Annotated in this window: 12 protein-coding genes; 9 read left to right on the top strand and 3 right to left on the bottom strand. The window is 55.6% G+C overall.

The window, feature by feature from the left end:
* Positions 1-24: 24 nt before the first annotated feature.
* On the top strand, positions 25-522 hold the full coding sequence (locus tag HB633_RS16040; protein WP_213779127.1) for a hypothetical protein: 498 nt from the start codon (positions 25-27) through the stop codon (positions 520-522).
* A gap of 403 nt (positions 523-925) precedes the next feature.
* Here the strand turns inward: HB633_RS16040 and HB633_RS31135 are convergent, their stop codons facing one another.
* Complete coding sequence (locus HB633_RS31135) at positions 926-1,381, bottom strand: helix-turn-helix transcriptional regulator (protein ID WP_346730322.1); 456 nt, start codon at positions 1,379-1,381, stop codon at positions 926-928.
* 190 nt (positions 1,382-1,571) lie between these two features.
* On the opposite strand from HB633_RS31135, the gene HB633_RS16030 reads away from it, so the two are divergent.
* The 4 genes from HB633_RS16030 to HB633_RS30885 all read left to right on the top strand — a co-directional run bounded on the left by HB633_RS16030 (position 1,572) and on the right by HB633_RS30885 (position 5,030).
* Positions 1,572-3,320, top strand: a complete 1,749-nt coding sequence (locus tag HB633_RS16030) for a hypothetical protein (protein WP_213779125.1) — start codon at positions 1,572-1,574, stop codon at positions 3,318-3,320.
* A 424-nt stretch (positions 3,321-3,744) separates the two neighbouring features.
* Positions 3,745-4,137 (top strand): hypothetical protein, encoded by a 393-nt coding sequence (locus HB633_RS16025; RefSeq protein WP_213779124.1) that lies wholly within the window; start codon positions 3,745-3,747, stop codon positions 4,135-4,137.
* A complete protein-coding gene (locus HB633_RS16020; protein ID WP_213779122.1) occupies positions 4,134-4,598 on the top strand; it encodes a hypothetical protein in 465 nt (154 codons plus the stop codon). Before HB633_RS16025 ends, HB633_RS16020 begins: the two co-directional genes overlap by 4 nt.
* A 3-nt stretch (positions 4,599-4,601) precedes the next feature.
* Positions 4,602-5,030, top strand: a complete 429-nt coding sequence (locus HB633_RS30885) for a DUF6088 family protein (RefSeq protein WP_346730321.1) — start codon at positions 4,602-4,604, stop codon at positions 5,028-5,030.
* A 453-nt stretch (positions 5,031-5,483) separates the two neighbouring features.
* Here the strand turns inward: HB633_RS30885 and HB633_RS16015 are convergent, their stop codons facing one another.
* Complete coding sequence (locus tag HB633_RS16015; RefSeq protein WP_213779120.1) at positions 5,484-5,702, bottom strand: hypothetical protein; 219 nt, start codon at positions 5,700-5,702, stop codon at positions 5,484-5,486.
* 211 nt (positions 5,703-5,913) lie between these two features.
* On the opposite strand from HB633_RS16015, the gene HB633_RS16010 reads away from it, so the two are divergent.
* The 3 genes from HB633_RS16010 to HB633_RS16000 all read left to right on the top strand — a co-directional run bounded on the left by HB633_RS16010 (position 5,914) and on the right by HB633_RS16000 (position 8,448).
* Positions 5,914-7,173, top strand: a complete 1,260-nt coding sequence (locus HB633_RS16010) for a helix-turn-helix domain-containing protein (protein WP_213779119.1) — start codon at positions 5,914-5,916, stop codon at positions 7,171-7,173.
* Positions 7,174-7,373: 200 nt separating this feature from the next.
* On the top strand, positions 7,374-7,958 hold the full coding sequence (locus tag HB633_RS16005) for a BPSL0761 family protein (RefSeq protein WP_213779117.1): 585 nt from the start codon (positions 7,374-7,376) through the stop codon (positions 7,956-7,958).
* A gap of 211 nt (positions 7,959-8,169) precedes the next feature.
* The gene (locus HB633_RS16000) at positions 8,170-8,448 is read left to right on the top strand and encodes a hypothetical protein (RefSeq protein WP_213779115.1); all 279 of its coding nucleotides are present in this window, start codon (positions 8,170-8,172) and stop codon (positions 8,446-8,448) included.
* Positions 8,449-10,161: 1,713 nt separating this feature from the next.
* Here the strand turns inward: HB633_RS16000 and HB633_RS15990 are convergent.
* Positions 10,162-11,325, bottom strand: a complete 1,164-nt coding sequence (locus HB633_RS15990) for a hypothetical protein (protein WP_213779112.1) — start codon at positions 11,323-11,325, stop codon at positions 10,162-10,164.
* A 172-nt stretch (positions 11,326-11,497) separates the two neighbouring features.
* Between HB633_RS15990 and HB633_RS15985 the strand changes: the two genes are divergently transcribed.
* Positions 11,498-11,802 (top strand): type I restriction-modification system subunit M N-terminal domain-containing protein (locus tag HB633_RS15985; protein WP_213779111.1); only part of this gene is annotated, 305 nt, incomplete at its 3' end.

The following is an 11,802-nucleotide window of genomic DNA, read 5'->3' as shown; positions in this document are numbered from 1 at the left end:
CATTCAAGCGCGGCGCGAGAACTAATGCGTCAAAAAGCGCTTAAGAGGGGCGCGAAACGTTCTGCTGCTGTCGAAGCAAGCGTTCGCAAAGCGATGGAAGACATCGATACAGAGATTGAAAGTAACGACGGAATTTATCCTCACAACGGAGGGGCGCTATCAGCGGCGGAAGTTGCAAGGCGAGCGGATATACATGAAACCACACTCCACAAAAAGCTAATAACACTCGGCGAAGAGGTTAAAACATGGCTCAAGCTCAAAGAAGAAAAGAAACATCCGGTAGGGCGCGTACGGGCTCGGCGAGCGCTGTCAGAACGGCTAGAAGATTGGAAGGCGTTGTACAACGGCCTTAAACAGTCTCACCGCGACACTGAGTTGCAACTGCAGCAATTTGAGGCTGAACTCGAAATCGTCCGCAAGGAAAACCGCAAGTTACGCGACGAGAACAAATTACTTTGGGAGCAGATTCAGGCATCATCTGTGGGACGAGTAGTGCCCTTTCGACGGGAGCCGGTCAAATAGGTCCTTATTCGCACACGTTCTCCTTCAACCGCTAATTGGCGATACTGATTGTCGACACAGATGTTGCAAATTAAGCGGAGAGGCCCATACGTCGACTACAGCCTGTGCGGATTTTAGGACTGAGGGAAACCAGATGGTTTCAATAGAATGCTGGGCTTACCTGAATCAAACCAATACCTCGCTCCCTCCGAACTCGCCGCCGTGCCAGACATTTCTACACGCACGGTCGTCTTAGGAGCAAAACACCGCCCTTGGTTGCTGCCCCCACGCGCCGAACTCTATGACCGAGAGTTGCTTCGCTAGCGGAGCGACCAAGTTCAGGCGTGGCTGACGGCAGTGAGTAAGGATGTGAGCATGTGCAAAACGAGGGTTTAGTCGAAGAGGCAAACACTTTGTTAACGGTTCAGAGTAATTCGCCTATCGGGACGCCGAGTCCACTCGCAAGTTTTTCCAGCGTGGTCAGGTAAAGCTTTGTGTCGCTCGTTTCATTCTCCAGCCGAGATATGTAATCACGCCCCAAACCGCCGCGCGCGGCGACCGCCGTCTGTGATAACCCAAGCTCTTCCCGTCGAGCTTTAAATCTGGCAATGCTTCTTGCGCTGGAAATTGCCCTCGGGTCTGTCATACCATCCGCGATGGTTTGCGACTCCCCTTCGCCGAGTAAATTCGCCAAATTGATGTCGAGAGCTGCAGCCAGCTCTGCCGCGCGTTCGACCGTTACGCCTGCCTTATTGCGCTCGATGCGGCTCACCGTAGTCACATCTACGCCGATTGCTTGGGCAAGCTTAAGCTGCGACCAATCCAGAGCCAAGCGTTCCGCTCTTAGATTTTTTGCAAAGCGTTGGGCGGAGGAAGTCACAGTTCAAGGACGGGGCTAAAGGTCGCGATGCTCCCATGCTGTGTGAAGTTGGTCTACGGCTCACTTTACATAGACAAAGTTTACATAGACAAACTTAACACACACAGGTAGTTTACGAACTGTCCGCAGTCGGACAATCGCACACGTTTCCAACTGCTAAAACGCCCATCGCTAATCAGAAGGATTGTTCATGTCCGTTCCTAAAGGACTCTGGCGCCTCTACGGAGAAGCGCCGTTTCCCCGCATCCAAGTTCTTGCAGGACGCACGTGCGAAGAGCGCAGGGAGTCGCTCAACGCAATTGGCGGTGCAGACGTGCTAGTTGTCGCTGGTGGGCTGGGCGAATTGGATGAGTCCGTCGAGGCTCTAGCTAAAACGGCAATCCCATGTGTTTTCGTTTTAGGTCCATCGGACCTGCGGGGTCACGAAGTGACCTCCGCAGTGGCATACGCACGGAAACTTGCGGCAGGGACGGATGTATATGTTCTGGACCGAGACGAGGTCGTTATCACAGGGGTCCGATTCCTTGGTGCCACCTTGTGGTCGTCGTATTCTGATTGGAATCCTGAGATTGTGAGGGAGTGTCTTTCAACACCGCCAGTGTTGGCAGACATCAAAGCAGATGACTGGTGGAGCGAAGCTGAGAACCGCCGGGAAGCAGAGGCCCTGTATCGAATAGCAGGTTTGTCCGAACCGTGTTTCAGCTCAGGTTCGATGCATCCGGCAGCGGCTTACATTGAGCATCGGCGAGCGCTTGATTGGCTCGAGGACAGGCTAAGCACGCCCTTCGATGGTTTTACTGTTGTCGTTTCTAGCAATTCGCCTACTCGAGCGTCTTTGGTTGGTGTCGACGGCTATCCCGCAGAGACTGTCGACATTTTCCAATTTGAAGACTCAAAGTACCGATGCAAACTCGTCCGACTCCGTGCCGAGGCAAACGACTTGCGTAAATTTCTGCGTGAACATCGGGACGATGTTGCTCTCTGGGTGCACGGGCTTACCGAGGCAAATAGCGACCTCGCCGTCGAAGGAGTTCGCGTGGTGTGCCGGTCCGGGCGGCGCGCGAGGGTCGACGACGACCTGCCGATTGGCGAGTTAATGGCCCGCGAGCTTTCGAAGCATGCTCCGAACAAGCGGAGAAACAAGTCGAAGTCGTTGCCGAGCGAGGATGCCGAAATCCTTTTGCATCCCGCTCCGATTTTTTTGGAGCATGGCTTGGCGGAGCCATTGTCCGCCTCGCTTCTTCCAAAGGCCGACGCTCTCTCGCAGCATGTCAACGCCGTCCGCGGGGTGATTCCGCATTCGATGTCGAAAAGCTCAGTCCACCGGGCATGCGTGCGTCGGGTCATTTACGAGGAACTCGTCGCGTTCGAAAACCTCTGCAACAGCGTAATTGAAATCGAGGGACAACTCTCCGATGATGCAAGGACTTGGGTCCACAAACTAGCTTGTAATATTCGTACGTTGGATTGCCCGAAAGGCTATCCAACGGAGATGAAAGAGCCGGTGGAGTTCGATTACTACGCAACGGCTGACCGTCTCGACGAGCGAGTAGACGTGGTACGCGATATCCCATTGAAGGCGTCAACAGCGTTGGCTCGTTGGGCGGAGTATGCGTACGTAGCACTGACGACCCTTGACTCACTTGGAGCGGCAGGTGTCGTTGTCCGGCCACCTCATAGTGCGTTCCGCCGGTCCTACGCGTCGCAACGTATCAACATCGTCGTCGCGTGTTCAGCAACGGAGCTCGAAGCATTGCAAGCACAACTGCGCGCTGCACATCCCCGAGCAAATGAGCTTCAGCCAACCATTCGACTGCTCTCGGAAGACTCCTTGCCTACCGATGGTGTCGCGCTCCTTGAGCGAGCGCAGATGAAGCTCGTAACTGAACACATTGAAGTTCCGCCAGTTGTTGAAAGGATGGCTTCGATTTCGAGCTGATGCACCGCCATCAACCATCCGCGCAACTTTTATTGGCCCAGTCGCCCTCGATGTTGAAATGGGAGAACCAAGCGTTCGACGCGACACTGGTGTTTGAAGTGATAACCCGCGAGTACCTAGCGACTTCTCTCGACAGTGACACCAGCGTCGCTCTCGGAGCGAGGCCTGAAAGAATATTCGGAGAAAAAGATGACGTTGCCAAACCGCATTGACCTCCAGATTGCGCTTCAAACGTTTCACGAATTAGGCTTAGACGACGGGGACGTCGGATACGAATATTGGAGTCAAGTCGGACGACTCCTGACACGAGCAGCTGGCATGCAAGCGCAAATTGATGTACTCAGCACGGAGTTGGAAAAATGTCGCGCGAGGCTCAGAGCAGCGAAATGACACGGAAGCATCCCGTGATGTGAGGAGGCTTAATTTGAAAGACAAGTGGTCGCGGAAGAACAGCCGGTTGCAATGGGGAGCTGACGTCGAGTTGATTGGTTGGCGAATCTTGCAAACAAGCGCGGGCACGTGCCACTTCGTTGGTTGCCGTACGACTCACGGACGAGGGCGTGTCAGTTCTGCTATCAAGACATTCGACCATGAGCTCCTGCAGGGCACCACACGCTCTGGGAATATCTACCAGCTCGAAGGACCGAGCGAAGTGTCGGTGGCTGCGGACGCCGTCTGGCGGCAATGGTGTCAGAAGAACGGCATCGAGAGGTGGACCGACGTTACGTATGAATGGCTCTCAAACGTCGAGTGCGAAGCAGGCGAACCGTCGACGGTTGACGCCCGCGCACCCTTCGAGGGCGACCCGCAACAATGAACTTACAAGCCAGCCCCATTGCTGACACGGCCGTTGACGCCACCGAACAACGTTCGCCAACGCTAACGAAGGGACGCATGACAGAAACTCGGCAGCGGTCTATCGACAGTATTCGGCCTCGTATTCTTGGCTGCAAAGACCTACTGCGCGACGCCAAGAATGAGTCGCTCTCCCTGCATACGCGTTATCGACTGGCGCTCGAGTGCATGTATCTATGCTGTGTCGAGGTTGTAGAGTCCGAAGGCGTGCCGGTCGATGAAATTGCGCACTCCAGATTCAAAATTCTTGATGTAGCCCTTCCGGCGCTACAACTACCCGACAGAGATAGCGTAACTGTCGATTTGCTGTTCTATTGGTCACAACGCAGTTCGCCGTTCGTGCCTGCAGTTTCGGTGGCCGATGTGTGCGAGTTGGCGGAACGAATTTACGACGCAATGCTCTGCCGCATCGGGTTTGTATAACTGATGAGCACGAGGGCAAGGAAAAAGGCCCGACTCGAAGACCGAGTAATGCGTTCAATTCGCCGTCGCTCAGGGGTCGTTATTTTGCGGTCAGAGCTAACGAAGCTGGGAGGGCGTTCGCAGCTAACCCGAGTGCTCGCCACACTGGTCGCCACGAGGATGCTGGTACGAATCGGGCATGGCATCTATGCGAAAACGAAGATAAATAAGTTTACAGCGACGCTCATGCCGGCTGCCACTTTCGAGTCGATAGCTGCGGAAGCTTTTGCAAAGCTTGGTATTTCCGTTGGTTTCGGAATGCTAGCTGCAGAATACAACGCTGGGCGGTCGACGCAGATACCAATGGTGGCAGTGGTAACCACAGGGCAACGCCGTATCACGCGCAAAATCCAGGTTGGGAGCAAGCGAGTCATTTATGAGCGAGCCAGATGAGACAACTAAGGAGCTGCCGTCGCCAGGCGGCCCTGCTACGAGTTTGCAGACCGACATCATTGTGTATTTGGGCGATTGCGCGGGCGACAGCCTATTCATTGCTTGCGAGGGAACAACCATTGAACCTGGCGGTTCTCCATGGCAGCGCGCTTTGGATGCTCTTGCTACACCTTCACCGCGCGGCCCGTACCCTGTTGCGAATCGCTTTACGGTTTTTGTCCACGAAACGCGACCCGATGCAATCGCCGACACGCATGTCCTGGCGACTTATCGGGTCGACGTCACATGCGAACAGAACGTGGCGCACGCAGGCATCCAAGGCATGCGCTCGTGCGTCGATTCGAGGGTTGTCCGCTTTTGCATTGGCGATGACGTTGTTGAGATAACGCGTGCAATTCTCCGGGCCGCCTCATGACGCTTTTTCTTTCACGGATGCTTCGGGAAAAGTGGTTATTACTTGCCGTTCCATTGAGCGCAGGTATCGTCGGACATGTCGCGCGCCGACTTCTTCGCGGACGCGACGGCGAACACCTTCATCAATCTGAAGCCCTGAAGGAGAGACACGCAATGAAGGTACGAGAATTGATGGCTCTTTTGCTGAATCAAGACCCGGATGCCACCCTGATGCTCCTCCCCGGGGATGTAATTGAAGAAGATGCTCAAACGGTCCACTCGGTCCGCTCAGGCGAGACAACGTGGACGCGCGAGCGAGGCTCGAGTAAGGGCCGACCGTATGAGGCCTTGTACCCCGGAAAACCTCATCGTGCGCTCAGGTACGACTGTGAGAACGTGACTTACGAAAGCGTCCCTGTGATTTTGCTGGCAACGTAACAACGCGATGTCACATCACTCTTCATTACATGAAGGCGGCTGGAGCATCGCCATGCAGCGCATAGATGCGCTGTACGACGTCCCACAGTATGTCGCTGCACGTCTTGTTCGAAAAATCGCTGCAAACAATTTCCGGCTGCCGACAACCGAACGGGGACGCGTTGCGTCGATGCCGGACGACGTGATTGCCCGCATCGAACAAATCGTGCTTGCAGCGTACGTGGAAGCTGGCGAAGACGTCGGCGGTGATGCCCTACGCGAGTATCTGTCGCAGCAAGCCCTCGACTCTCGTCGCGCGATGATTACAAATGGCGAATTGCTTTCAGAAACTGATTTCCGGCAACGTCTTGGCGTAACCAAACGCTGTTTGGACGAAATGCTCGCGGACGGGAGCGTCTTCGCAATGGAAGTCGACGAAACGCAGTATTTCCCGGCACAGCTGGTAGAACCATCACGCATTCAAAAGCGATTGCAGGCAATATGCCGAATCATCGCGCCCGCGCCGGCGACTAGCCGCCTCGACTTTTTGAAGTCGCCACTCGGGAGCCTTGGTGACCAAATTCCTTTTGAAATGCTAGACGATGACATTGATTTCAAGCGTGTGCAAACGGTAGCCGCCGCATGGGCGGCGGAGTGGTCTCGCACGACCGTGACGATGTACCAGGGCGAACACGACCGTGAACCGAAGGAGCTTCAACCGCTGTACACAGCGACGGCCGAGATTGACCCTCGGCGGCCATTGTGGGAGCGGGCGTCGGAAGCGCTTCACACACATGGGTACGAGTGGCCGCTCGGCCCATATCAGAATGTGCGGGAATTTACCTTGTTCGTTGAACGTCAGACGGCCGGTCAACCGTCAGCAATTTCAGAAGCCCGTGTGAATATTTCTGTGGATGGCGAGGTCATCCGTACTCGTGTTGCCGCGGCGCCTGAGACGACGCTCAGGTCGAAGGCGGTTCATGCTGGGAAGGACATGAGCCTGATTAGCCTAGCGAAGCGAGTTATCGCGAATCTGAAAGCGAGCACTATTCTGCTTGCAGATATTCCACAAAACATGCGGTCACCGTCGCATGAGAGCGCAGCGGCGACTGACGAACTCGTGTCGACGAAACAGGCGGCTGTGATTCTCTGCGTGTCGCGGCAGCACGTCGTTGAACTTATCAATTCCGGATTGCTGCCATTGCATCACCGTGGCGGCAAAGCACGATTCGTTCGGAGAGTCGACGTGCTGGCTTACAAAGAGAAGAAACACGTCGAGGCAACGGTGTGGCTTGCGTCCCAGACTGAAGACAAGGAACCGCCGGGTCATTGACGGCAAGCTTATCGTTGGGCAGAAGGACGATGAGCGCTACCTGCGATGGGACGCATGTGACGACCTCGCGCAGCAACTGGTCGCGAAGGCTCGAAATCGGGGAGTGCATAGCACGCGACCGCGAATCGACTTCGAGCCCATTCTCGTTCGAATGACGGATGACATCGTCGCCGTTGCCATCAAAGTGCTGGAGGCTGCACATGACCGTACCGTATGAGCGCATACAGGCCGTGCTGCGCACGCAGGAGCTGTTGAGGGAACCGGCAGCGGGTGCCCCCATCGATGCGGACACACTGCGCCGCCTTGCTGCCGCGATGCTAAAGCACTACCCCGCACCTGCCGACCTGGACCCGTCCGCCGCAGAGAAGAACCAGATGACGTCGCACGGGGACATCATTACTGTCGCGGTCTACGACGGCGAATTCAACGGCGACCTCGCTCCCCTTGTTGTCATATGCGAACTTGAAGGCAGCGTCTTACTGCGCGACGGAGCACGCTTCCCGCATTTTAAAGATGTCGCCAAGTTGCTTGAGATGAGCGCCGACAAGTGCAGCGTGCCCCAACCACTCGGCGACTATTTCCCGGTATTTGTTGGTCATAAGATAGGCAGCGACGTTCAGCCCCTCGCACGTTTCGATGTCTTTGCGCACAACGGAGCAGCGATTGCCAGCATAGTATCCGCAGACTTTCCGCGGATAGACACTGAAAGCGTCCGTTACGCCGTGGACGATAACGTTATCGGAATTGCGTGCAAGGTACTGCGAAGCGTCATCCGTGCTGGATGACGACTTTGCACGGGTGGGATTGAACGAACATCCATGTGCGCATTGCTCGAGGATGTGCTCACGCCGTACCCGCAGCTGGCTTTTGTTCCAACGACGAGGCTGTGTGAGTCGCTACCGTGGAAACATACGCCGCCTGTCGCATCGGTTGACTCCTGGTTTGCAGGACGTGTGATTGGCGCCCCCTAAGAACTCAAGACGACCCGGAGCTAATGTGCGATACGAGAATTTGATTGCTGACGCTCAGAATGTCGAGCTGACCGAGTCTACGCGCGTACGTGCCGCGTTTGACGCGATTTATTGCTGTTCTCCGCAGTCAGAATTGTTAGAGCAGTCGTTGGCGCTGCTCCGGCTGAATGCGGAGGATGCCTCGCTTGTGAACCAGCTCGCCGAGTGGGTCTTGAAAATAGCACCGCTCGAGCCGCTGCCGATGTCGCCAGCCGAAGCAGTGGCGCTTGCGGCGCGCGTTCACAGAGTCGTCGGAAGTAAGTAATGCTGCGCACGACAGTGCATAGTCAGTTTGCGGGCGCCGCGGCAAGAGGATGCTGCAATGCAATAAAATTTGCTGCGATATCCGCGTTGCGGCCAGCTATCTTGAACGCGAAGATGCGTTCGATGTCGACCCCGTCGCCCTATCACTCAGATACGCTACCAGCATCGCCGGAAAGGTGCTCCACCCCCCAATTTCTTGCCGCAGTTCGGCAGCATCCGAGATGCCATGCCGGACGCTTGGGGACGCCGAGTCATCGAGAACATACTTAACGCGCCCCTCAACGGGCTCTCAGAGTCTGAATATCTTCTGCATTCGGGCCACGACCGCGCCGGCGCTTTGGATTTCAGACCTGCTATCGCCCCGCTCGAGCTGACCGAGCCCGCTGACCTGGGCAGTCTGCCGGGGTTAGCCGAAGCAGCCGCACTAATAGAACGTGGTCAGCGCGTCCCGAGCGACCTTCGGAGCATTTTCGATTGCGGTGCGAGCCTTGGCGGGGCTAGGCCGAAAGCGGCCGTCCGCGACAGGGACGGGGTGGAATGGGTTGCAAAATTCCCGAGCGTCGACGACCGGCTGAGTGTGCCGCTATCGAATGGGCAACCCAGCGGCTCGCTACGCGGGCGGGACTCAGCGCCGCTCTGGTCATGCTTCTCGAAATCGGCGACCGAAACGGGCCGCTACGGCATGTGCTTGACCGGCACCACGTGATGCTCAGCCGCCGCTACGACGCACGGTGGATTTATTACCCAGAGTGCCCCGAAGCCAAGACCCAAGCAGGATGGGAGGTTTATCGCATCCCCTATGCGAGCGCGTTGACGCTCGTGGGGTGCGACGAGATGAGCTCGCGGCATTGTAGCTACGGTGACATCGTTAGAGCGATATATGCGTTCTGCGTCGCAAAGGTGACGAAGTCAGACGCAGAGGAGTTGTTTAATCACGCTGATAGCTCGGTACGACAAGATTTTTTCCCGCAAAAAACGTTTCGATGGTCTGCTTGCTCACGCTGAATCCTGTTATCGATTTATGGGTTATGCAACGAGACTGCGGGTTATCACGAGCTTCCAACTATCGCCGTCGCGACGGACGGATAGCGGTATTCATGCAGTGATTTTTTGAGTTTTTCAAGTCTATTCGACCAAGTGACTGAGCGATATCCCAATTTGCGTGCATGGGAGCTTTTTCAAAAAGATATCTGAGCCGGTGCACGAAGTGTTGCCCCGGGAAGTCGGCGCGCTCGAAACATGGCAGCCGTGCCATCGCGCTGCGCGATATAGGAAGCAACGCTGTGCTAGCCAGTGCGCTCCGGGACGGCCGGACCGCGGCGGACGCATCTGTTGACGAAAACACTGGTATCGCGAAGCTCACGCCTGTCATTTGCATTTGCGCGTAGCCTGAGTGAGCCAAGCCTTTCATAGCCGATACGAGAACATGCTAATTCCATCATGTATTGGAGAAGCGGCAGACGCTCCGGCGCTTGTCAGAACTAGCAACCATTGACGAACACTATTTTGAGCCGTTGCTTAGCGACATGCACACGAAGAGGCCGTCTTTAAGAGGCCTTTTATGTTCAACGCGTGCCATTTTCTGAAGCAACGCCGGTCGCCCCAGCACCGCCTTTGTAAGGGTCAACATATCCGCCTTCAAAAGTATTCCGAGTGAGCGCCGTTCACTCCGCATCTTCGAGGCTTCTGCGCATGCTCTGCCGTCGACTGCCAATCACCATAATTCGCCATATCCAGGTGGGGCGTTGTCCATGTCGTCCCATCGACATTCGACGGTTGGGTCCAACCAGTCTGCAGCACGTCTTAGCCATGTGGCATCGACGACATCGTCAGAGGACTTCAGTTTCTTGACCTCGAATTCAGTCGCAAGCGTTCGCAGGCGGTTCGCTCGCTCGAGCTTCAACGCCCATTCCTCGACGCGCTTGAGTTGCTCAATTGCAGAACGGCGAATCGCTGCAAGCCGTGCACGCTCAGCTTCCTGCGCAGCAGCGATTGCTCGTTGTTCTACCCGCATCTCTGCATGTACAGAGTTGCGAATAATCAGGTGCCGAAGCTTGCCAACGAAACCGCAAATCTTCGTCTCGACTAGGGCGCTTCGACTGTCCACGGCGGTTGCAGCCGCGTAGTTGCTTCCAACTTCGAACGCCGATATTTCCAGTTCGTTCGTGGGATGATAAAGGCAAGCCTGCTTGTTCATGCTATATCCGACGCGTTTGTTTTCGGCGAGTTGTTCCCGAGTCAGAGGTATATCCTCCTGGCGGCTTCGTTCTCTCACGCGAAAAGTAAGCTTGCTATCAAGCAATGTCACGTAGGCCGGTTCGCCTTCTTTGCCGCTTGAGGAAAGCGTATATCCCGCGCCCGTAAGTGTCTCGATAAGCATGTTCAGCACGAGAAGCGCGCGCAAGGAGTTCTGCGAGGACACCGCAACCCGCATGAGTCCGGCACCGTCGCAATACGGCCATGCTCGCGAGTCGCGGTGCTTACTATCGAGCTTCTTCGCAACCCGTTTGACAAGCGGCAGACATTCATCGATAGAGGTCTGCATGCTGACGGTCGGTACGTGCGGCGCACGAATGGCATCCTCATCGATTCGAGTCTGGGTGCGCGAAGACAGCTCATTGTCTTGTGGGTTCTTGAAGACAGAACGCCGGTGGGTTGTCGCTCCTTTGGTAGGCGGAAGCGATGGTTTTTCCACTGCCTTACCGGCTGCGAGTTTTTCCCAATAGCCGCGAGGAGGGACTGGGACATCTAGGCTTATACAAATCTTCCGAAGTCCCACATCTGATATGTCGTACTTCCTCGAAACTTTGTTAACCGGCTCGGACCAGATTTCCTCGTACAGCTTTTCGCGTTCGAAGTCTTGATGAAGGTATGGCATGTGGGTTCAGGGTGTATTTGGGGGGGGCACCATCGGCCACTTTCGCCCAAGTTATTCCGAAGCAGGAACGGTTGACCGTCCGCCCCTAACAACGCTGTAGAATCGACTCACAAACCGTGGCGCGACCCAATGAGCGCGACCAAGCATACCGTAGGCCAAACAATCCGAGCACATGAACCATCAAGCCCTTTCTTCCTTTATCTGGTCGGTCGCGGACCTACTCCGCGGCGATTACAAGCAATCCGAGTATGGGCGCGTCATCCTCCCTTTTACGGTCTTACGCCGGCTAGATTGCGTCTTGGAACCAACCAAGGCAGCGGTCTTGGCGGAGGCCATGGCTAAAACTAAAGCTGGTATCAACCCCGACCCATTTCTAACTCGAAAAGCGGGCCAGTCGTTTTACAACACATCCCCCCTTGACCTAGTTAAGGTACTTGGCGACCAAGATAATATTCGGCAGAACCTGTATTCATACGT

Source organism: Caballeronia sp. dw_276 (assembly GCF_018449635.1).
Lineage (GTDB): Bacteria > Pseudomonadota > Gammaproteobacteria > Burkholderiales > Burkholderiaceae > Caballeronia.
Note: the sequence above shows the minus strand (reverse complement) of the source record. Positions and strands in the feature narration are given on the sequence as shown.